Source organism: Streptomyces sp. NPDC001502, assembly GCF_042894785.1.
Classification (GTDB): Bacteria; Actinomycetota; Actinomycetes; order Streptomycetales; family Streptomycetaceae; genus Streptomyces; species Streptomyces kutzneri.
In genome coordinates this window covers 211,967-233,139 of sequence record NZ_JBIAVW010000008.1, presented here as the reverse complement: position 1 = coordinate 233,139, position 21,173 = coordinate 211,967, and the positions used below count along the sequence as shown (strand labels likewise).

Annotated in this window: 17 protein-coding genes and 1 pseudogene; 8 read left to right on the top strand and 10 right to left on the bottom strand. The window is 72.0% G+C overall.

Translation table 11 applies throughout. The annotated features are described in order from the left end of the window. Positions 1 to 4 precede the first annotated feature (4 nt). A complete protein-coding gene (locus ACFY0D_RS16570) occupies positions 5 to 475 on the bottom strand; it encodes a TrkA C-terminal domain-containing protein (RefSeq protein ID WP_314250309.1) in 471 nt (156 codons plus the stop codon). Between the two features lie 281 nt (positions 476 to 756). Between ACFY0D_RS16570 and ACFY0D_RS16565 the strand changes: the two genes are divergently transcribed. From ACFY0D_RS16565 to ACFY0D_RS16545, 5 genes are all read left to right on the top strand, one after another. Beyond that, positions 757 to 1,731 (top strand): histidine kinase, encoded by a 975-nt coding sequence (locus ACFY0D_RS16565; protein WP_390798995.1) that lies wholly within the window; start codon positions 757 to 759, stop codon positions 1,729 to 1,731. Then, complete coding sequence (locus ACFY0D_RS16560; RefSeq protein WP_390798994.1) at positions 1,728 to 2,393, top strand: response regulator; 666 nt, start codon at positions 1,728 to 1,730, stop codon at positions 2,391 to 2,393. Before ACFY0D_RS16565 ends, ACFY0D_RS16560 begins: the two co-directional genes overlap by 4 nt. 115 nt (positions 2,394 to 2,508) lie before the next feature. Continuing rightward, entirely contained in the window at positions 2,509 to 3,402 is an 894-nt protein-coding gene (locus ACFY0D_RS16555; protein ID WP_390798993.1) for a peptidoglycan DD-metalloendopeptidase family protein, read from the top strand. Between the two features lie 74 nt (positions 3,403 to 3,476). Further along, complete coding sequence (locus tag ACFY0D_RS16550) at positions 3,477 to 4,286, top strand: FHA domain-containing protein (RefSeq protein ID WP_390798992.1); 810 nt, start codon at positions 3,477 to 3,479, stop codon at positions 4,284 to 4,286. 65 nt (positions 4,287 to 4,351) lie between these two features. Further along, on the top strand, positions 4,352 to 5,656 hold the full coding sequence (locus ACFY0D_RS16545; RefSeq protein WP_390798991.1) for a serine/threonine-protein kinase: 1,305 nt from the start codon (positions 4,352 to 4,354) through the stop codon (positions 5,654 to 5,656). Positions 5,657 to 5,893: 237 nt separating this feature from the next. On the opposite strand, the gene ACFY0D_RS16540 is transcribed toward ACFY0D_RS16545, so the two are convergent. The 7 genes and pseudogenes from ACFY0D_RS16540 to ACFY0D_RS16510 all read right to left on the bottom strand — a co-directional run. Continuing rightward, entirely contained in the window at positions 5,894 to 7,156 is a 1,263-nt protein-coding gene (locus ACFY0D_RS16540) for a TIGR02679 family protein (protein ID WP_390798990.1), read from the bottom strand. Beyond that, complete coding sequence (locus ACFY0D_RS16535; RefSeq protein WP_390798989.1) at positions 7,153 to 11,385, bottom strand: TIGR02680 family protein; 4,233 nt, start codon at positions 11,383 to 11,385, stop codon at positions 7,153 to 7,155. The genes ACFY0D_RS16540 and ACFY0D_RS16535 overlap by 4 nt, the downstream gene beginning before the upstream one ends. Next, positions 11,382 to 12,770 (bottom strand): TIGR02678 family protein, encoded by a 1,389-nt coding sequence (locus tag ACFY0D_RS16530; protein WP_390798988.1) that lies wholly within the window; start codon positions 12,768 to 12,770, stop codon positions 11,382 to 11,384. The genes ACFY0D_RS16535 and ACFY0D_RS16530 overlap by 4 nt, the downstream gene beginning before the upstream one ends. Next, complete coding sequence (locus ACFY0D_RS16525; protein WP_390798987.1) at positions 12,767 to 14,410, bottom strand: TIGR02677 family protein; 1,644 nt, start codon at positions 14,408 to 14,410, stop codon at positions 12,767 to 12,769. The genes ACFY0D_RS16530 and ACFY0D_RS16525 overlap by 4 nt, the downstream gene beginning before the upstream one ends. A gap of 184 nt (positions 14,411 to 14,594) precedes the next feature. After that, positions 14,595 to 15,836 (bottom strand): erythromycin esterase family protein, encoded by a 1,242-nt coding sequence (locus ACFY0D_RS16520; RefSeq protein WP_390798986.1) that lies wholly within the window; start codon positions 15,834 to 15,836, stop codon positions 14,595 to 14,597. A gap of 446 nt (positions 15,837 to 16,282) precedes the next feature. After that, on the bottom strand, positions 16,283 to 16,807 hold the full coding sequence (locus tag ACFY0D_RS16515) for an SMI1/KNR4 family protein (RefSeq protein ID WP_390798985.1): 525 nt from the start codon (positions 16,805 to 16,807) through the stop codon (positions 16,283 to 16,285). A gap of 192 nt (positions 16,808 to 16,999) precedes the next feature. Beyond that, positions 17,000 to 17,191: pseudogene (locus ACFY0D_RS16510) on the bottom strand (CorA family divalent cation transporter); the annotation flags it as partial. Positions 17,192 to 17,312: 121 nt separating this feature from the next. Between ACFY0D_RS16510 and ACFY0D_RS16505 the strand changes: the two are divergent. Then, complete coding sequence (locus ACFY0D_RS16505) at positions 17,313 to 17,900, top strand: restriction endonuclease (RefSeq protein ID WP_390798984.1); 588 nt, start codon at positions 17,313 to 17,315, stop codon at positions 17,898 to 17,900. 109 nt (positions 17,901 to 18,009) lie between these two features. Here the strand turns inward: ACFY0D_RS16505 and ACFY0D_RS16500 are convergent, their stop codons facing one another. Both ACFY0D_RS16500 and ACFY0D_RS16495 read right to left on the bottom strand, forming a co-directional pair. Continuing rightward, a complete protein-coding gene (locus ACFY0D_RS16500; protein WP_390798983.1) occupies positions 18,010 to 18,819 on the bottom strand; it encodes a class I SAM-dependent methyltransferase in 810 nt (269 codons plus the stop codon). Beyond that, positions 18,816 to 20,135 carry a multiprotein-bridging factor 1 family protein gene (locus ACFY0D_RS16495; protein WP_390798982.1) on the bottom strand — a complete coding sequence of 440 codons (1,320 nt, stop codon included), beginning with the start codon at positions 20,133 to 20,135 and terminating at the stop codon, positions 18,816 to 18,818. The genes ACFY0D_RS16500 and ACFY0D_RS16495 overlap by 4 nt, the downstream gene beginning before the upstream one ends. Before the next feature lie 157 nt (positions 20,136 to 20,292). Between ACFY0D_RS16495 and ACFY0D_RS16490 the strand changes: the two genes are divergently transcribed. Continuing rightward, the gene (locus ACFY0D_RS16490) at positions 20,293 to 20,499 is read left to right on the top strand and encodes a hypothetical protein (RefSeq protein ID WP_390798981.1); all 207 of its coding nucleotides are present in this window, start codon (positions 20,293 to 20,295) and stop codon (positions 20,497 to 20,499) included. A gap of 517 nt (positions 20,500 to 21,016) precedes the next feature. After that, positions 21,017 to 21,151 (top strand): hypothetical protein, encoded by a 135-nt coding sequence (locus ACFY0D_RS16485; RefSeq protein ID WP_390798980.1) that lies wholly within the window; start codon positions 21,017 to 21,019, stop codon positions 21,149 to 21,151. Positions 21,152 to 21,173: the final 22 nt, after the last annotated feature.

The window sequence follows — 21,173 nt, the reverse complement described above, 5'->3', positions numbered from 1 at the left end:
GCGATCACTCCCGTCCGAGTATGGAGGCGGCCGCGTCCACGCCCTCGCGGGTGCCGATCACGATGAGCGTGTCCCCGCCGGCGAGACGGAAGTCGGGCGCGGGGGAGGGGCGGGCCTCGGCCCGCCGCAGGACCGCCACGATCGAGACACCGGTCTCCGTCCGCATCCGGGTCTCGCCCAGCAGCCGGCCGTTCCAGTGCGAGTGCGCGGACAGCTCGATGCGCTCGGCGACCAGCCCCAGGTCGGTGGTGTGCAGCACGTTGGGGCTGTGGTGGGCGGGCATCAGGGCGTCGATCAGCGAGGCGGTCTCGGCCCCGGACAGGTGCAGCGACTGGGCGCACGCGTCAGGATCGTCCGCGCGGTAGACGTTCACCGTACGGGTGCCGTCGCGGTGGGCGATCACCGACAGATGGCGCCGCTCGCGGGTGGTGAGGTCGTACTGGACCCCGATGCCGGGCAGCGGCGTGGTGCTCATCCGTGGAGCAGGCACAGCTCTGTCCCCCCTTGCTTCGTGTTCGGCGGTGGTGCGGCGCAGCGTCGGCGGAAGACGGCTTCCGGCTGCCGCGCGGGCTCATGGTGCCATCTCGCGCAGGGGGCGGGATATGGGTGTCGGCACGGATGGACAAGACCCCCGACGGACGACAGGCTGAAGCGGGGACACCGGTCCCACCGCAGGTGCGGGGGCGTATCGGCGGGGATAGTGGAAGTGAGCGGTCCGCCGGAGCGGCGGACCCCGGAACGAGGGGAGGGACGCCCGTGTCGCTGTACTGGCGGATCTTCCTGCTCAACGCGGCGGTCCTCGTCACCGCCGTCCTGCTGCTGTTCGGCCCGGTCACCGTCTCCACCCCGGTCCTCTTCGGCGAAGCCGTGGTGCTGCTCGCCGGGCTGGCCGCCATGCTGATCGCCAACGCCGCCCTGCTCCGGATCGGGCTGGCACCGCTCGGCCGGCTGACCCGCGCGATGAGCGCGGTCGACCTGCTGCGCCCCGGCGGCCGGGCACGAGTGGAGGGCCCCGCCGAAGTGGCCGAGCTGACCACCTCCTTCAACGCCATGCTGGGCCGGCTGGAGGCCGAGCGGGCCGGCAGCAGCGCCCGCGCCCTCTCCGCGCAGGAAGCCGAGCGACGGCGCATCGCCCAGGAACTCCACGACGAGGTCGGCCAGACCCTCACCGCGGTCCTGCTCCAGCTCAAGCACGCCGCCGACCGCGCCCCGGCCCCCTTGCGGGAGGAGCTCCGCCAGGTGCAGGAGACGACCCGCACCAGCCTGGACGAGATCCGCCGCATCGCCCGCAGGCTGCGCCCGGGGGTCCTGGAGGAGCTCGGGCTGCACAGTGCCGTGCGCGCGCTGACGGCCGAGTTCACCAGCGGGTCGCTGACCGTGCGGCACGTCATCGGCCCCCGGGTGCCCCCGCTGGACGAAGCGGCCGAACTCGTCGTCTACCGGGTCGCCCAGGAGGCCCTGACCAACGCCGCCCGCCATGCGGGGGCGAGCGAGGTAGAGGTGCACCTGTCGGGCCGGACCGGCGGGGCGGTCCGGCTGCTGGTTCGGGACAACGGCCACGGCGTCGGCCCCGCCGGCGAGGGCGCGGGGATCCAGGGCATGCGGGAACGGGCCCTGCTGATCGGCGCGGACCTCACCATCGGGACCGGCCCGCGGGGCGGCACCGACGTACGGCTGGACGTACCCGCCGCCACCACGGCCACCACCGAGACCACGGAGGGCACGAGTTGAGCACACCCAGGCGGCCGCCGACCCGCGTCCTGCTCGCCGACGACCACGCCCTCGTACGGCGCGGGGTCCGGCTCATCCTCGACGCCGAGCCGGACCTGACGGTGGTCGCCGAGGCCGGGGACGGGGCGGAGGCCGTCGCCCTGGCCCGTACCGGGGAGGTGGACCTCGCCGTCCTCGACGTGGCCATGCCCCGGATGACCGGACTGCAGGCCGCACGGGAACTCTCACGGCTGCGGCCGGAGCTGCGCATCCTCATCCTGACCATGTACGACAACGAGCAGTACTTCTTCGAGGCGCTCAAGGCCGGGGCCGCCGGGTACGTCCCCAAGTCGGTCGCCGACCGCGATCTGGTCGAGGCGTGCCGGGCGGCGATCCGGGACGAGCCGTTCATCTATCCCGGGGCCGAGACCACCCTCATCCGCAACTACCTGGACCGGGCCCGCCAGGGCGATCCGCTGCCCGCCCGGGCGATCACCGAGCGCGAGGAGGAGATCCTCAAGCTCGTCGCGGAAGGCCACTCCTCGAAGGAGATCGGCGACCTCCTCGTCATCAGTGCCAAGACGGTGGAGCGCCACCGGGCCAACCTGCTCCAGAAACTGGGGATGCGCGACCGGCTGGAGCTGACCCGGTACGCGATCCGGGTCGGGCTCATCGAGCCCTGATCCACAGGACACACCCCTAGTAGCTACGAGGTGGTGCCACCCGGGCCCCGACCCCCAGCATGGCGCGGGAGACCGCCCGTCCGGGCGCCGTCCACAGGGGCCGGGAGGGGAAGACGTGCTGCGGTATCCGAGCAGGCTGTGGGCGATGGTGCTGATGTGCCTGGCGGGACTGGTGCTGGCGGGTACGCCCGCGCCTGCCTCCGACTTGGCCTTCGCCTCCGCGCCCGCGCCCGCCTCCGCTCCGGCTGCGCCGAAGCCGCTGTTCCAGCTGCCGTTCCCGTGCGGGACCACCTGGCAGCTGAACACCTGGGGCCACGATCCGGCGCTGGACATCGTGGTGGAGGGCAACACCGGCTCCGACGGCCTGCCCGTCCAGCCGTCCGCCGCCGGCACGGTGTCCGCCACGTACTGGACCAACGGCTCGGGCAACACCATCCAGATCAACCACGGCAACGGCTGGTTCACGGCGTACTACCACCTGAAGGACGACCCGGCGGCCTACGTCAGGAAGGGCGACGCCGTCCAGCCGTCCACGCGGATCGGCCGGATCGGTACCTCGGGCGCCTCCGAGTGGTCCCACCTGCACTATGAGCAGCGCTACCTGGCCTCGGGCGACTTCACCGACGAGAGCCACCGCGTGCCGGCCCACTTCGACGGGGTCGAGTACTCGGGAGCCGCCAAGGAGTGGCCGAGCGTCACCAGCCGCAACTGCGCCGGCACACCGCCCCCCGCCTGGCAGGACTGCCCGCCCGGCTACGTCTGCTTCTACTCGGGGGCGAACGGCACGGGTACCGTCTGCCGCTCCGCCGCCGACGAGCCCCGGAGCACGTGCGGGCTGCGCAGGTCCTTCTTCAACAACGGGACGGTGCAGCCGGGTTACGACCACGTGCAGGTGTACTTCCGGGAGGGAGGCAGTGCCTGCCTGCACCGCGGCTGGGACGAGGGGCGCGGAAACCTTCCCGCCGGGGGCCGGACCATCGAGCGCTTCCAGTGGCGAGGGGAGTGCTGAAGACAAGCCATTGTTGCGGGAACGATTGATTCCGCTGGCTAGCCTTCCCCTGCACCTTCGGGGAAGGAAGCAGCGTGAACAGCATCATCGTGGTTCCGGGGCCCACCATGTCCCCGGCCGCACAGATCCGCCTGGCACCGGGGCAGACCCTCCGTTTCGGCCGTGAACCCCTTCGTCGCACCCACACCGGCGCGGGCCTCCGCGACACCGGCGTCCGCCACACCGGCGGCGGCAGCGGCCCGCACACCCTGCATGTCCCGCACGCCGGCGTCTCGCGTTCGGCGGGGGAGATCACCGCGACAGCCACGTACTGGTCGCTCAGCAACTTCTCCCGCTCGGCGACGTACGTGGTCGAGAACCCCGAGGGCGCCGGCGAGCACATCAAGATCGCCCCCGGCCGGCTGGACGCACCGGTCCCGTTCGAATTCGCCCGGCTCGTCCTGCCCGCCGGTTCCGAACTGCTCACCCTGGACGTCTGGGCGCCGCGCCACGACTACGCCGACCGGGACGCTCCCGGCGAGCCCGACGGGGAGCCGACGGTACTGCCCTTCCCGCTCGACCGCTCCAGCCGGTACTTCCTGGTCCTCACCGCGCTCTGCGAGCCGAGGCTGCGCGGCGAACCGCACGCGCCCCTGCCCACCGTCGAGCAGGTGGTCGAACGGCTGAAGCCGTCCTGGCCCGCGGCCAACCGCGCCGCCGTGCAGTGGAACATCGACTACCTCGCGGTCAAACTGCGCCTCAAGCCAGGCCCCGACACGGCTGATACCGGGCCGCGGCTGGTCGGCAAGAAGGAGACCCTGGTCTCGCTGGCCCTGCGCTTCGACCTCGTCCGCGAGACGGACCTGGCGGCCCTGCCGGCCGCCCCGACCGGTAGCGCCCGCTGACCGGGCGAGCCGGGCACTCCGGCGCCCTCGACGTCCCGGCCGGCTACCGCGTCGGCCCCTGGGTCGTGGGTCACCTGCTGGGGGCCGGCGCCTTCGGCAGCGTGTACGCGGCCCTGCGCGCCGCACCCGAGCCGGGCCTGCCCGCCCGGGCGGCGCTCAAGGTCCTGCCGACCGGTACCCACACCCCGCGCCGGCTACGGCACCTCGTCGAGCTCGCCGAGCGCGAGACCGAGGTACTGCGCCGGGTCCGCACACCCCGGCTGATCAGGCTGTACGAGGTGCTCACCGTCGACGACCCCGGCCGGCCCGAACTCGACGGCGCCACCGTCCTCGTCCTGGAGGAGGCGCAGGGCTCCCTGGACGCCCTGCTGGCCGACGGAGTGCCACGGACCGGGCCCGCCCTGCTCGCCCAGGTCTGCGAGGGGCTCGACCAACTGCACCGGGCCGGCTGGGTGCACGGCGACCTCAAGCCGGGCAACGTCCTGCTGATGGCCGACGGTACGGCGCGGCTGGGCGACTTCAACATGGCCGCGGAGCTGGAGGGCACCCACGCCTACTCCCCGGCCTTCGCCACGCCCGACTACACCCCGCCCGACCTGCTCTGGTCGGAGGTCGGCGAACGCGGTACGAAGATCCGCCCGACGGCCGACATCTGGGCCTTCGGGGTCCTGGCCCACGTCGTGCTGACCGGCGCACTGCCGCTGCCCGGAGGCACCCCCGCCGCCCGCCGGGACGCCGCGCTGCGCTACGCCCGGGGCGAGGACGAGCTGCGGCTGTCGCCGGAACTTCCGGAGCACTGGCGGGACATCGTCCGCGACTGCCTGGCCCGAAGACACGAGGACCGGGCCGCGCACACCGCGGCGTCGCTGCTGCACCGGGTGGAGGCGGCGGCCGCCGGCGCCTCGCCCGCCGCCCCGCCGGCCGCCCCGCGCGGTCCCGGACCACGCCGGCGGCGCCGCGCGCTGATCGCGGCCGGTACGGCGGCGCTCGCCGCCGGTCTGGGCGCCGTATGGGGCTCGGGGCTGTTCCACCTCGGGGACTCCGCCGGGGCGCTGGGGTACGACCGGTGTTGGCGCGGGGCGGTCTGCTTCTTCTCGGAGGAGGACGGCCGGGGCGAGATGTGCTCCTGGGTCGACGGCGGCTCCGACTGGATCGACGGCCCGGCCCCCTGCCCCTGGACGGCCCGCAGCGCGCCCCGCTCGGTCTTCAACAACGGCTTCGACCTCACCCAGGGGGCGACCAAGGTCGACGTCCTCTACTACGGCCAGGCCGCCCAGCAGGAGCCGCTGGGCTGCGTGAAGGTGCGTACGAGAACCAACTTGACCGGCGAGGTCCGGCCCCGCTCCCACGCCTGGGTACCGAACTGCTGACGACTCCCCGGCCCGCCTCCCCGCCGCCCGACCGAGCAATTCGAGCCAATCGCTCCGATCGGGGGGACCGGACGCTGGAACCGAGTGCCGAGTGCCGGGTGCCGGGTGCAAGGAAGCTGCCGGTCCGCCCTTTGGGCCCGGCGCGGCGCGGCTGCCGGGGAGTACCTGCCGGCGGAGCCTCCCGCAGCATGCACACCGCCACCGCCACCGCCACCGCCACCGCGGCAGGCGTGGCGTTCACACCAGGTCCGCCACGAGCAGGTCGAGTGTGGCCTCCTCGTGGAGGGCCAGGCCGAGCGCGGCCATGGCCGGGGCGAGGGCCGGATCCCAGTCCGCGGTGGTCGGCGGGCCGGTGAGCGGGTGCTGTGGGACGTTGCGGGCCCGGGTGCGGGCGGCGAGCGCCTCGTAGTCTTCGGCGCCCATCCGCCAGGGCTCCGCGCCGTAGCGGTGGACCACGCGGTTGGCCAGGGCTATGCCCGGCCAGTCGAAGTCGCCGTGGTAGGCGAAGCGGCAGCCGGTGGCGGCGAGGGCGTCGAGGAGGGTGAGGACCACGGTCGCGGCACTCCCCGAGGTGCACACCAGAGGTTGTGAGCAGGCGGTGTCGGCCGCGGCCTCCACCACGCGCGGGTTCTCGCAGATGCGGACGAGGGTGCCGGCCGGCAGCGAGAGCCGCAGGGCGTGCAGGTCGCGCAGGGTGAGGTGGGTCTCCACGTGATGGACCGCTCGTTCGTACAGCGAGCGTTCCCGCCAGCTCCCGCCGTCGGGGCGCAGGCCGTAGGCGAGGACCGTGCTGGACACCTCGTCCGGTGTGACGGATGCGAGCCGCCACACGGCGCGGCGTCCGGCCGCGTCGTCGGGGAGCTCGGTGTCGTGGGCGAGGGCGATGCCCCGTTGGACGAGGCGCGCGAGCCAGGTCCCGTCGTCCAGGCCGTGGGCCGATCCGGTCGCTTCGGCGGCGAGGTCGCCCCGCCCCCGTGCGCCGGCCCGCTCGGGACCGAAGAGCAAGGTGAGGATGTGGACCGCCTGCTGGAGCGTGCGGACCGCCATCTCGGGTGTCACACCGCTGGGTACGCCCGTGCGGCGCAGCCCGTCGTACCAGCGCCAGGCCCAGTCCTCGTCGGTGAGCCGGCAGCCCTCCAGGGCCGCGGCGAGCGAGGACCACACCTCATCACGCCGCGCCCGGGCCTCCGTCCGGGCGGCGCGGCGGTCGGTGAGCGCCGGTCCCAGCTCATGGAGCACGTCCCTGAGACCGAGGCCGGCGGCCGAGGACCGCAGCCGGGTGTCGAGCGAGTCGAGCCGCACCGTGGCGGTGGCCCCCGTGACCGGCTTGCCGAGCAGGAGCGACAGGTCGTTCCTCTCCTGTACCGCCAGTCCGGACAGCCGCACCGAGCCGGTGGCCCGGAGGCCGTTGCCCTCCAGGCGCTTGCGCGCCGATTCCCAGAGCCGGACGAGCCCCGGACCGGCCAGCCAGTCATGGGTGGCGGCGGGGAGCCGGCTCATACGGACATCAGGCGCCGGTGCCGACCGTTCCAGGTGTAGTGCAAGGTGGCCACCCCGCGGGCGTGCGGGTCGCGGAGGCACTCGTAGATGTGCAGGGAGGGCACCTCGGGCCAATTGCCCATGAGCCTCTCGCTGGTGAGGACGAAGTCGAGGTCGAGGTCGACGAGGATGCGGCCGAGCCGGCCGTGGGTGGGTTCGTCGACCTTGGCGAAGGCGTCGTCCAGGAGGATCAGCCGGGGAGCGTGCGGTGCGGACTCGCCGAGGGTCGTGAAGTGGGCGGCGGCCGCGGCGAAGAGCACGAGATAGGAGAGCACGCGCTGTTCGCCCTGGCTGAGTCCGGTGCGTCCGGTGAGCCTGCGCCTGCGGCCGGGAGCGGCGTCCTCGACCACGAAGGTGTGGAAGCGGAACCAGTCGCGGTAGTCCAGCGCGGTGCGCAGGTGGGCGGCGTACCCGGCAGACGGATCGGTCCGGCGGGCCTCCTCGATCCGGCGCTGCAGCACCTCGCGCAGCTGCTCGCCCTGCTCACGCGTGCGCAGGATCGAAGGACTGCGCAGCAGTTCGACGGCCGCCCGCACGTCGGCATCGACGTCGTCGTCCAGCTTCCACTGCAGTTCCACGCCGAGCCCGTGCGAGGTCCGTACGGTCCTGAGCGTGTCGTTCAGGGCGGAGACGAGGCCGGCAGCGGTGACGACCTGCGTGGACAAGTGGTCACCGAGTTCGCCGGCGAGGAAGCGCTGGAAGACCTCGCTCTCACGCTCGGTGAGCCGGCCGCGGGCCTCGGCGGCCCGGTCGGCGATGCGTTCTCCTACGACGGCGACGTCGTGCGGGCCGTGGTCGTCGACCAGGCGGCAGATCTTGATCCCGGCCAGTTCTTCGAGTTGCGCGTCGTACCCGCCGGCCAACTGGTCGCGCAGTGCCGTGTGCCCGTTGAGGAGTGTGCTGTCCGAAACCTCCTTCCCCGACCGGTCGAGACCGCCCCGCACCGCGTCGGCCAGCTCGCGCAGGGACCGGATGCGGTCACGGACGTCCGCACCGGGGTCGTCCAGCAGCAGTGCGGGCAGGGAGGAACGGTCCAGGGCGGCGCCACGGATCACCTCCGGACGACCGACCGCACCGCGCAGGGTGCTTCCCGCGGTGATGACGGCCGCCTGCCGGTCCAGCAGCAGTTCGCGGCTTCGCTTCTCGTCCTCCTCCGCACGGATCCTCCGGTCGCGGAGGTCGTCGTGCCCCCGCCGGGCTCCCGGCAGCGCCCCGGTGGCGGCTGCGACGCGCTGCCTGGTCTCCTCCTCGCGGGCGAGGATCTCCTCCTCGGAGGAGCCGACGGCTTCTTCGCGGGTGCGGAGGTCCTGCTGGGCCCTGCGCAGTTCCCCGAGTCGCAGGCCGTAGCCCTCCGCCGCCTCCAGGCGGTCGCCGTGGGCCCGTGCGTACCTGGCGTGATCGGCCCGGTGCCGGTCCAGCCCGTCGGCCACGCCGCGGATGGCCCGGCACATGCGTCCGGTCCCGTCGAGCAGGGTGGCGAGGGCGGTGCGTACGCGGTCCAGGGCGTCGGCGTCGGTGGGGAGGTCGTGGGCCGTCGCGGTCGCCTCCGCTTCACTGCGAGCCGCGACGGCCCGGGTGCGTGCCTCTTCCGCCAGGCGTGCCGCCTTCGTCGCCCTGGCCGTCATGTTCCGCAGGTCCTTCTCCCCGGAGTCGAGCTCGTGCCAGGCGCGGGTGAGGGACTGCGGCCGGGGGAAGCCGCGTTCCGCCGACGCCAGGTCCCGGCGGACGGCGTCGAGCCCGTCGAGCTGTCCGCGGTGGTCGGACAGCAGCTTCTCCGCCTCCGCCCACCGGACTTCCAGTTCGGCGAGCTTCCGGCGTCGTGTCTCGGCGCGTACGGCGGCGCCCACGTACTCGGCCCCGTCCTTGGAATGGCGGCCGCGCAGGGGACCGAGGCGCCAGCTGCCGTCGTGGAACACCGCGCAGGCGGCGGTGACTTCCCGGGCCGGGGCAAGGGCGACGGCGGACAGGAGGTGCCGGACCCGTTCGGGTGCGATGCCGGTGTCCGGGTGCGCTGCGGGGCGCAGCGCATCGACCAGAGTCGGTCCGTCCGGCAGTACGGCCCCCGGCTGGAGCAGGACGTCTCGCGTCAGGGGATCGAGGAGCGCTCCGTCCCAGGTCACCCAGGCGTCCAGCACCCCGCTCGCTTCGAGCGCCGCCTCCAGGCCCGCCCGGTCGGCGGGGGACAGGTCGTCACGGAAGTCCACCAGCCGGTAGAAGGGCGCTCCGGTGTTCGGATCGCGCTCGGCGGTGCGGTGGTACGGGACGGGCGGCTCCGGATCGGTTCGCCGCTCCCACTCCTCCTTCTCCCCGCTCAGGAGGTCGCGTTCCTCGGTCAGCCGGGCGACGCGCAGCGCGAGGCCGTCGCGCCGTTCGGTCAGCTGCACACCGTACGGCTCCAGCACCGTCAGGGCGGTCCGCTTCGCCTGCCCGTCGATGTCGGGCGGCAGCACCCGCTCGGCGAAGGGGGCCTGCGGCGAGGTCTCACAGGCGACCGTGGCACGGACCGCATCCAACGGAGGGCAGTCCGGGCCGGCCACGGCCCGCAGGCGCTCCAGCCACGCCTCCACCTGACGGAGGTAGCCCGCGCTCTCCTCGGCCACCTTCTCGCGGTGGCCTTCGAGGCGGCCCGCAGCATCCTCCGCCTCCCCTTCGAGCCGTTCGTGTTCGGCATCCGCGGCGGCAGCCCGCCCGCGTGCCTCCATCGCCCGGGCGACCAGGCCGACCACCTCCTGGACCCGCCGGATCCGGTGCTTCACCACCGTGCCGGCGTCCTCCAGCTGTCCTTGCCAGGACCGCAGGGCGGATTCCGCCGCGGTGGCGTCCACGGCGGTCACCCGTTGGTGCCGCACGATGCGGACTCCCGCGTCAGGTCCCGTGAGTTCCGCCGCCGAAGCCCCGGCCACATCCGCCCGGGGCAGGCCGACCGTCTCACCGAGATGGCCTGTGGGGAGTCCCGCCTTCTCGGCCTGCACGACGAGCTCGCGGTGATCCGTGCCCAGTTCGCCGAGGCGTTCGCCCAGCTGCCCGATGCCCTCGGCCAGGCGGTCTGCCGCGCCCTCTTCCGTGTCGTGCGCCTTGGTGAGCGCGGCGAAGGACGTTCCGGCCGACGTGTCCAGCGCGGCGACCGTGGTCCGGCGCTCGGACAACTCCTCCAGACTGCGGTACGCGCTGCTCGCACGCAGGGCGTCGAGTTCGGTCCGGGCGGCCTGCTCCTCCTCGCGCAGCGCGCTCAGACGTGCTTCGGCCTCGGCCTCCTGGCCCTTGAGGGCGCCCGTCCGCTTCGCCGCGTCCCCGGCCTGCAGGCGTTGCCGCGCCAGGGCGTCCAGTTCCGCGTCCACCTTCCCCGCACCCCTGAGCAGCACTCCGGACAGATAGCCGCGGTAGACGCCCAGGAAGGTGCGCAGGGCCCGGTCGGTACGCTCCAAGCGGCCGAGCTCCTCCCGGACGGCGTCGAGGTCGTGGAGGTTGCGCGCCACCTTCTCCACCACGTCGTCGTCGAGCCCGGGCAGCGTCTCGCTCAGCAGGGAGGCGACCCCGCCGGACTCGATCCGGTCCCCGACGGTGGGACGCCGCAGCCGGTGCAGGAGCTGTGTGAGGTTGCGGTACCGCGTGGTGTCGGTGATGCCGAACAGTTCACGCGCGACCCGCGAGCGGTGCTGGACGGAACGGTCCGTGACGTTCTCCGCGCCGACGGCCTCCTTGAGACGATCGACCGGCAAGGGCCTGCCCGCCTCGACCAGGCGGAAGTCCTCGCCGACCCGAAGCGGCGTGACGAAGAAGACCGGTACCGCCTTCTTCGTCGACTTCGACGCCCGGATGGCCGCCCCGAGGGTGAGGTACCGGACCCCACCGTCCTCCGTCGTCATGCGGAACTCGACCCACAGGTATCCGAGGCGGTTCGTCTGCTCGAAGCCGTCCAGCATCAGCCAGACGAGGCTCGTGCGACCCGTACCGGTGGCGTCCAGCGCGCGGGCGTCGCCGTCCAGCAGGTACGGGAGCAGCATCTCCAGGGCCTTGGACTTGCCCGCCCCGTTCTTCCCGCGCAGGAGCAGCCGTCCGTCGCCGAAGTCGAATTCCTGTTCGTCGTACTGCCAGACGTTGAGGATGCCTGCGCGGTGCAGGCGAAAGCGCGTGCCGGCCGAAGTGGCGGATCGCTGAAGGGGGATGGGGCCGTGTGCGCCCGGGGTCATAGCGGCAGCTCCTGCTGTATGTCGATGCCGGGTGTCGCTCCGGCGGGCCGGCGTTCGGTGACGTGAGTGGCGTAGCGCGCGGCCGCGGCGAGGAGTATCCAGTCGGTGTCGGTGTCGGTGTCGGCGGCGGCTGCGGTGGTGTCGGCGGTGCCGGGGCCGGTGCCGGCGGTGCCCGCCGCGCGGGCGCCCAGCACGTCGGTCACGGAGCGGCCCTCCGGGACCGCGTCGTCGTACCCCTCGGGCAGCCCCCGGCCGGTGGACCGGAGCGGACCGGCGGGGGCCACCAGCCGCATCCGGCTCAGCAGGTCCAGAACCGCCCTCCGCAACGAGGCGGGATCCTCCAGGTGGTCGCGCTGCCAGTTGCCGCGCTGCCCGTACTCCGTGACGAGCTCCGCCAGCAGCTCGTCCACCAGGCCGTCCGCAACGGCGACCCCGATGACGAGCCGCCCTCCCGTCGCCGGGTGCCCCGGCTCGGCGGGCCGCAGCCGTTCCACGAGGCGCTCCACCAGGAGGAGCGAAGCCTGGGCGACGGTTCCGGTACCGGGCAGGTGCAGGTCCGTCAGCTCCTCCTCAGGGTCCACCAGCGCCACGCCCTCGCCGCGGATCTCGGCCTCCAGCCCAAGGAGCTCGGAGAACGCCTGGGCCTCCCGGCGTTGCCGCGTCCGCAGCCAGTCCCTCTCGGCGTCGGTCAGCTCATCCAGGTACACGACGGGCGTTTCCACGAGCATCCGGCGCACATAGGTGCGGGGACCGCCGAACCCGGGGTCGGCAGCCCGCCTCACCAGGTCCGCCCCGTCCAGGCTCTGCGTGAGCGGGCCCGAAACGATGATCCGGGCGATCTCCCGGTCCACCGTGATCAGCGCCTCGCCGCCTTCCTCCTGCACGAGCGAGCCCACACTGCCTTCCGTCTCCGTCAGGACACCCCAGTCGATCAACTGGCGAAGGGCGGCGACCAGAGTCCGCTTCTCCACGGCCCGGCCCGTTTCCTCCAGCTTCACGCCCGCGTCGGCCGCCGCGGCCCTGATGTCGGCGACCAGCTGGGAAAGCAGCATCTGCTCCGGGGCGGTCACCAGCACGGACAGCGCGAGCGCGAGACAGGAGTAGGTGCGCGGGGTGAAGGCGGCACCGGTGGACCGCTCCAGCCGGTGTCCCGCGCCGGCGCCCAGTCCGGCCTTGAACAGCCTTGCGTAGGAGGTGTCGACCAGGAGCCGGTAGCCGAGCACCTGCTGGAACCGCTTGCCCAGCCAGTCGGCGTGCCGCCGTATCAGGGGGAACAGATCTGCGTAGGGACCGGCCGACGTCACCAGAGGACGGGCGAGTAGCAGCCGCCCGGCGGCACGGCGTTCGGTGGCCAGGGCCACGTCGTGTGCCGAAGGAAGCGTCACGACACGCCCACCTCGACCTCACGCCCGGCCGAGCCGGCCGCACGTCCGATCTCCAGCTCCAGGTCGTCCAGCAGAAGGTCGCCGTCGGCGGAGTGCAGCACCGTCCTCGCACCGGGGGAACGGCGTACGGTGAGCCGGACGCCGAGCTCGGCATCCTCGCTCTGCGCGGACTCCAGGCCGAACTCCGGCGCCTCGTCCAGGTCTCCTCCGGCTTCCCCGGCTTCCCCGGCTCCCGAGCGCCGCAGCCGGGCGTTCCCCAGTGCTGTCGCCAGCAGCTCCAGCAGCAGTCCGAGGGCCGCCGAGGTGAGGCGTACGTCTGCGAAGCGACCCGCAGCGCTGCGCAGTTCGTCCGCGGCCGCCCGTCTGGCCTCGGCCTGTGCACGGGCGGCCTCCTGCAGGTGCCGCTTCTGCGCCGAGTGGTCCTCCATGGCCGACGCCCGGCCCCGCTGCGCGCGACTGCCCCGCTCGCGCAGCGCCACCGGCACCTCGACCACCGGGCCGTTCCACCAGCTGGTGTACGCGGGTACCGCCTCGTCGGAGGCCGGCGGGACACCCAGGTGGCGGGCGCCGTAGAGACCGAAGGCAGCGACCGCGATGTCGTGCGCGTCCTCCGGAGACGCCTCGTCGAACCACCGGGCGAGCCGGAGGAGGTCCTTGCGCCGCGACATCTCCCCCGAGGCCGAACGCAGCATCCGCTTGGCGTTGGTCAGCAAGGACTGCAGCGCGCGCATGGTGGCGTCACGCAGCTGATCGACCTGGCTCCCCTGCCCGTCGACGTCGGAGAACCAGCCGCGCAGCCCCTCCCAGTCGGCCTTCTCCCGGCCCCGGCTGCGCTGCACCCGGCCCTCGGAGCGGCCGCCGGACCCCGGAACCCCTGACAAACCGCGGGCGTGGGCGTCGAGGCGCTCCAGCAGGCCGGGGAGGTGCGGCCACAGGAGGTCGAGGACCGACGCGATGCGGGGAGCGCGGAAGGCCACGTCCTCCCTGATCGCCTCGACGTAGTCGAGCAGCAGTTCCTTGAAGCCCTGGTACTCGGCACTGTCCAGGTCGTAGCGCGCCAGCACCTGACCGAGGTAGGCGTAGAAGTCCCGCACGGAGTCCGCGAACTCGGTGAACTGGACGAACAGCGTGCTGACCCGTTCCAGCGCGTCCTGCGGCTCTGTCCCGCCGGGCCTTTGCACCAGCTCGTTCAGCTCGCGCAGCCCGCGCTCGACCAGCGCCAGCAGCTCGCTGCTCACCTCGCGGGCCGCGTCCGCCCCGGCCAGGACCTCGTCGGCGTCCCGCTGGATCCGCTCGCCCAGCTTCGACAACTGGTAGCGGGACCGGGACCGCTGGTACTCGGTGATGCTCGACGCCTTCACCGAGTGGCTGCTCCGCAGCAAGGCACCCCAGTGCACCAGCCGTTCCAGCCGGGCGGTGAGCGTCTCCGCGTCCAGGGTGACCGCCGGCCCACCGGACTCGGCCAGTTTCGTCAGGACGTCCGGCACCGCGAGGTCGGCCAGGAGGGTGCCGCAGAAGACCCGCATGACGGCGACGTACTCCAGCCGCTCCGGCGCACTGAGATACGCGTATGCGTTCAGCCGTTGCCACGTATCGTCGCGGTCGGTCTCCGGTGATGACTTCTGTGCAGGTGCCCCCATGGCATCGAGGTTACGCACTGACACCGATGGCGTGAGGGGAGTTCGGCGATCTTCCGCGGGGCCCCGCCTCTGGCCGGAAAGGGGACCGGCCCTCCGCGTCCGGCCGAGACGGGGGAAGACGGTCACCAACCGATGCGGCGGCTCACGCTGAACGCCGCGCTCGACCTGTGGCCGTGAAAGAGCCTCAGTCCCCCGCCGGGGGCAGCAGGTGGGAGCAGGTCGAGCGTGCCACGAACGCGATGCCGTCGTAGTCCTCGGCCGGGACGAGCGGGGCGGTGTTCAAGCGGTAGAAGAAGCGTTGGACGTTGGCGCCGAAGCTGCGCTGTGCGTGCGGGGCGTGCAGCCAGGGCGCGGCGTCGGCGGGGGAACCCGCGGCGCGGAGGTCCGCGTAGTAGTCGCCGGGTACGGCGTGCGTGAGTCTGGCCTCCAGGGAGCGGAGGCCGGTGCCGATGCGGTGGCGGGCCGGCGGGCGCTGAAGATCGTTGCCGCGGCGGGCCAGGAAGGAGCCCTTGCCGAAGAGGAGGGCCAGCGCGTAGTAGGCGTCGCCGTACCGTTCGCGGAGTCTGCTGCCGAGGGCCGGCACCTGTTCCCCGTACGTGCCCTTCGCGATGTGCCCGTTGTGCGCCCAGACCATGACGCGCGCCCCGGGGTCGTCGTCCACGAGCCGGGCGACGGCCTCGGCCATGTAGCGGTCACGCGCGGCGTACACGCCGTCCTCCCCGGCCGAGGCCGCGAAGGGCCGGGTCACCAGGTCGGCGGCGCCGACCAGGATCCGCGCGTGTTCCAGAGCCTCGTCGGCGTCGTCGCCGGGACCCGACCGCTCGACGTGGTCCGCGACGAGGCGGGCGATCTCCTCGGCGCGCCGCATCAGGGCCTTGTCCGGGTCCGGAAGCGAGCCCGGGCGGGCCCGGGCCAGTACGTCCAAGGCGCCGACGCGCCCCGCCTGATCGGGTGCCGTCCGGCGCAGAAAGGCGGTGACGGCCTCGACCGAGTCGGTGCAGAGCTGGGGGTCCGTTCCCGCGAAGCGGACCCGGTGCTCTTCGGGCAGGCCGCGGTTGTGGGCGCGCAGCCACTCGACGAGGTCGACCATCTCGCGGGTGCGCCAGGTCCAGAAGCCCAGCCGGGCGACGAGCCGTTCGGGGGCGCCCGTGCCGTACCGGACGTACGCGTCGAGCGCGCGGGCGGCGGACTGGCTGGCCTCCATGGCGAGGGTGGTGAACCCCTCCTCACGGACCAGGAACTCCACGATGCGGTGCTTCAGCCGGAAGAACTCGCCCGTGCCGTGGGTGGATTCCCCCAGACCGACGATCCGTGTCCCCCGCAGTGCCTCGCCCAGTGGCTTCAGGTCCTCCACGGGAGCGCCGGGGGTCAGGGTGCTCAAGGGGTGGGCGTGCTCGTTGAGCCATCGGGCGATGTCGTCGGGCACCGTTTTGCCTCTCCTCCCCGCGTGCGGCAGGGCGGCACGGCGGCACGTGGGCGCGCCCCGGCCTCGCGCACCCGTTCATGAACCAGTTCGTCGCCTCCCGGCAGGCCGCGAGGATCTCCTGGAGGTCCCGTGCGGAGTCCGGTCGGCCATGCTCGGATTACACTCCCGCGACGTTGACGACAACCTCGTCCACCCCCGCCCGATCGTATTCGGACAGCATGTCGAGGGCCTGCAGGACCAGCGCGTTCTCGCCTTCCCCAGGGCTCATGGCCAGAGGCTGCAGCGATGCCCGAACGCGGCGGAGCGGCGCGGTGACTTGAGTGAGCGGCCGCGATTGCCGTGCCGTGGGGACCGCACCGAACCGGCGAGTTCGGCGGGGATCACGCACGTCCGATCGAGGGTTCGTCCAGTGATTCCGGCCGGTCGTGCAGGCAGCGGCGCTGGGTTCAGTGGCAGAGCTCCATGATGGTGTCGTCGAAGTCGGGGAACTCCTGGACCGCCAGCTCGATCACGGCTGCCGCCGGCCGCCGCTGGTGCGGTGCGAATCCTTCGGCGATGGCTGCCAACTCCGGATTGGGGCGTGCGTTCCAGTCGGGCTCGTACGAGGTGGCGGCTTCCCAGGGGCCGAAGCCGTCGGCCAGTAGCCACAGGAAGTCGCCCAGGTCGCGGGCGACGACACCGGTCTCTCCCTCGGACCCGAGGAAGACGACGGGCTGCTCGGCCAGAGGCCGGCTCGGGCGGATGAGCCAGAACGCCGCGTACCCGCCCGTGCCGTCCTGTCCGAACACGCGGAAGTCGCTGCCGTCCAGTTCGTCGTTCCCGGTCCATGCCTGGAACCAGTCGGTGGTCTCGGCAGCTGACAGGAAAGCCTGGAAGGGCTCGAAGTCGACCCCGGTCTTCCCATCGGCGTAGTCGAATCGAACGGCCATCGCAGTGGCCAGCGCGGCGGGGAACTGTCGGTCATCGGTCATCGGTCGGCGTCACGGAGACAGGCTAGCCAGGGGATCGGACATCGACGCTCTACGGGCCTGCCCCAAGGTGCGGGGGTGTGCCCGGCATGGGCCGGCCGGCTGCGGGTTCTCCCCGGGTTCTCCCCAGGAGCCCTGGGGGCCACTTCCGGACCTTCGCAGGAGCGAGGTTGGTCAACGGTGCTGATGTGCGGTCTACAGCCAGTCGCGCTTCTTGAAGATGACGTACAGGCTGACGCATACCGCTGCCATCAGGAGAATGGCGAAGGGGTAGCCCGCTGCCCAGTGGAGCTCCGGCATGGCGTCGAAGTTCATGCCGTAGATGGTTCCCACCAACGTGGGGGCGAAGAGGATGGCGACCCAGGCGGAGATCTTCTTGAAGTCGTCACCCGCACGCCGATGACCTGCGAAAATCGACTGGGAAGGCGCTCTGACCTGTGGCGATCCGTCTTTCCGACCCTTTCGCCCTGCTGTCGCCGTCCTGGTACTGACCCTGACGTTCTGGGCGGTGATCTGGCCTTACCTAGTAGGGGCGGTGGCCCTCGGCGTAGTCAGTGGTGGCGGTTGGTGGCTGTGGAGGACGGACCGTCTCGTGCGGGGCAATGACCAAAGGTGGCGCCACGAGAATGGGATCAGCGCGGGCCATCGGACGCTCGCCGAGGTCGACGTGATGGACGGCACGCGGTTCGAGGACTTCGTGGCCGACCTCTGCCGACGGGACGGCTGCACGGAAGTCCGCCGCGTCGGCCGCACGGGCGACGACGGCGCCGACGTACGTGGACGGCTGCCCGACGGTCGCACAATGGTGATCCAGTGCAAGCGGTACAACCCGAAGCGGAAGGTGTCCAACGGAGAGGTCCGCAACCTCCTCGGCTCCCAGGTGCACTTCAAAGCCGAGGTCGCCGTCTTCGTCACCACCACGTACTTCAGCGCCCCCGCCGAACGCTGCGCGGTGCAGAACGGCGTCGTCGCTGTCCACCGCGATCATCTCGGCCTGTGGAACAACGGCGCTGCGCTCCCGTCGCTTACCGTGGTGAACGGCGCTGGCCAGGGAGACCATCGACACCGTACCCTCCGAAAGGACACGTACGAGTAGTTCCCTGGGAGCCGAAGGGGCACCCCGAGGCCCGCCGCGAGGCTGATGGTGTGGGCTTACCAGTGCCGTTGCCCGACCAGGGGTGGCCTGCGGCACCCCTGTGTGTTCGTCATCGGCAGACGAGGATGCCTCCCAGGCAGGTGACGCGGAACGCGCCTTCTGCATGGATGGTCTCTTCCACTCTTTCTCGGGCGCGCTCTACCGTCTCCTTGAAGGGGACACCCATCTGATCGGCCCATGCCTCGTACGAGGCCAGGTGGGCGACCACGGGCGCCGGGTCGGTCACTTCGATCACTCCTGGGAGGGGGATCGTCCGTACGTCCTCGAAGACGGCGCCGAGGACTGCGGGGGCGTCCTCCAGGGTGAAGCGGGCAGAGAGCTGGACGCGTGCCGGACCCTCTGGGATGCCGAGGACCTCGCCGGCGGCTCGTCGCCAGAGGTCTTCCAGTTCATGTTTGTCGGTGCGGCTGTTGGTGGATGCGATGGCGATGCCGCCCTTGGCCAGGACTCGGCCCAACTCCCGGACGGCGCGTGCCTGGTCCTCCACGTGGTACAGCATGTGCATGGCCAGGGCGGCGCCCAAGGACCCGTTCGCGATGGGGAGCTGCTGGACGTCCGCGGCCACGGCGCCAGCGATGCCTGCCAGGATTCCGGGGGAGACGTCCATGGGGAGAACGGTCAGGTCCGGCCGCTGGGTGCGTATCCGCTGTACGAACTTGCCGTTTCCGCAGCCCACGTCAGCCACCGCGCCGCGTACGCCTGCCAGTTCCTCCACGACGAGGCCGGGCAAGTCGTGCCGCGGGGTCTGCCACTGGTAGAGGGACTGGCGGGCTGCCAAGTGCCGGCCGGTGCCGTACGCCTGAGTGGAGAGGAGGTGCCGGTCGGTGACCGAGGGCTCGTTCGTGGGCTGGGTGCTCATCGCGGCTCCGTGGGTGTGCTGGTGATCGCGGGGCGGGAGGTGACCTCGTGGATGTGTTCACGGAGATCGACTACCGACCGAGAGTCACGGTACGGCCCGCTGGCGATGAGCGTGTCCAGTTTGCGGAGCCTGATGGTGATGCTCGCCGTGTACTGCTCCGCCACGAGCACCGTGTCGAGTTCCGCACTGGCCACGTCCACCTGGCCGTTCGCGAGGTAGGCGGTGGCCAGGTCCAGGTGCGCGGCGTGCAGGTCTCCGGGGGAGCGGTCGTCTTCAGGCCCTGTCTGGTAGAGCTCCACCGCGCGGGTGGAGGCCGTGATCGCGCGCTGTACCTGTTCGTCACCGCCGACGGCCAGCAGCGTGGTGCCGGTATAGGCCCATTGCTTGGCCTCGGGGAAGGCGAACACCCCCGGCAGCTCATCCAGGTCGGCGATGGCACGGGCCTCATGGGCAAGGGCGAGGGAGCGCAGCGCGCTGCGCCCGTCTCCGCCGGCCGCGAGGGCCCGGGCTTCCAGGCTCAGCAGTCGTGCCGTGATCGTCCCGGAGCCCGGGCCCCGGCCATCCTCGTATCCGGACCTCGCAAGGTCTGCGGCCCGCCGGTAGTCGCCTGTCCAGTACGAGGCCAGTGACTGGAAGGAGCGCGCCCAGGCTCGCAGCCTCGGGTGTTCCGCGCTCTCGGCGCACTGCACCACGGTCCGGGCATGGGTGGCGGCCGAAGGCTGGTGGCCGAGGTCGAGGGAGACGTGTGCCGCGAGGCCCGAAAGCCATCCGGCGACGACGTACAGATGTCGGGTCTGGTGTGGGTGCTGGCGGCCTTCGACCAAGGCGAACACCTCGGTGCGCAGGGTGCGGATCTCAGGGATCAGCAGGGTCAGCGGCCGGCTGACGAAGTCCCTTGCGAGGCGTTCTAAGTCGGCGTCGAGCTGCTCCAGGACCAGGGCGTTGACGTTGGTGGCGGCAGCGTGTCGAGCGAGGCGGGCTGAGAGCTCCGCGTCCGCGATGATGCTGCCCGCATCGTCTGCGGGCGCTGCGGAAGTGCCGAGCGTGCGTGGTGTTCTTGAGCGTGGGGTCGCCCCCTTCGGGTGCAAACCCAGCACTGCCTCGTTGTCGACTTGGAACACCGCGCACAGAGCTGCCCGGTAGTCGCCGGAGGGCCAGGTGATCGCTCCGCGTTCCAGCCGGGAGATCCAGTTCGCATCGAGCTCGGGGTCGCGGCCGGTGGTCGCTCGGACTTGGGCGCAGACCTGCTCCGCTGCCTGTGCCTGAGTCCACCGGCGCTCGTTTCTGAACCTGCGCAGGGCCTCGTTCGCCATCATCCCGCCGTCCGCTGGTCGAGTCGGGCGCCCGGAATACTAGCGGGATTCTGCCTAGTTCGTGCCTACAACGTGCCTACAGGAATGCCCTGTTAGGGGCCCTGGTGGCGGAGTTGACTGAACCCCTGCCCCCCGCTCAGACAGCCCCGGGAGAGCCTCCGTGATCACCCACGCAACTCCGGTCCGGCGCGACATCACGTACCACCACGACGACCACCAGGCAACCCTGCCGATCGAGCTGCACCGCTCTGACGGCACCAACGAAACCGCGACCCTGATCCTCGACCCCACCCAGCTGGAGGTTCTGTACGCACAGCTGGACCGGGCGATCGGGATGCGCGAGGCGGCTGCGGGGCACTCGGGATGACGACTACCCCCGCCCCGCAGGCCCGCGTGCAGACGGACATCATTCGTGCCCCGTGTGCCCGTGTCCTCACGCCCGACACGTATGGGATACCGGGTGGCGAGGTACGGGCGGCCACGACCCTGCTGTCGGGCCACGTCCGACTGCTGCTCGGCGAGTCGGGTGGAGGTACTCAGGCCCGTACGGATGCCGAGCGGCTGCTGGCGCGGCAGCCCGGTGAGGGGCGGCTCGGGCCTGGATCCACATGCGGGCTCTTGCCCGCGTCTGCCGCGCACTCCTGATCGAGCACCAGGTGCACGGGAAGCGCGGCGTTGCCGCCTCCGGCCGGATCCCGCAGGACTTGAACGTGGTGGCGAGGCAGTGAGACAGCGGATCGCCGTGATCGACTACGTGATCCTCTGCGGCGCCATCGTCGGCTGTCTCCTGTCCGCTACCGAGCACTGACCACCCGCCGCTTGCGGCGGCGGGGAACGGCGGCTGCGTCCGCACCGCCGAGAAACCGAAGTGATGGAGGCACGTCATGAACCGACCCAAGCCCCAGACCAACCCGAGTACGGCCGTTACCGCGGAGGCGGTCCGCCGGCTGCAGCAGCGCGTGACGGCGTTCGCCGCCACGGGCACCACCAACAACTCCCCGACCACCTACCACCGGTAGATCCTGCCGGTCCGCGAATCGG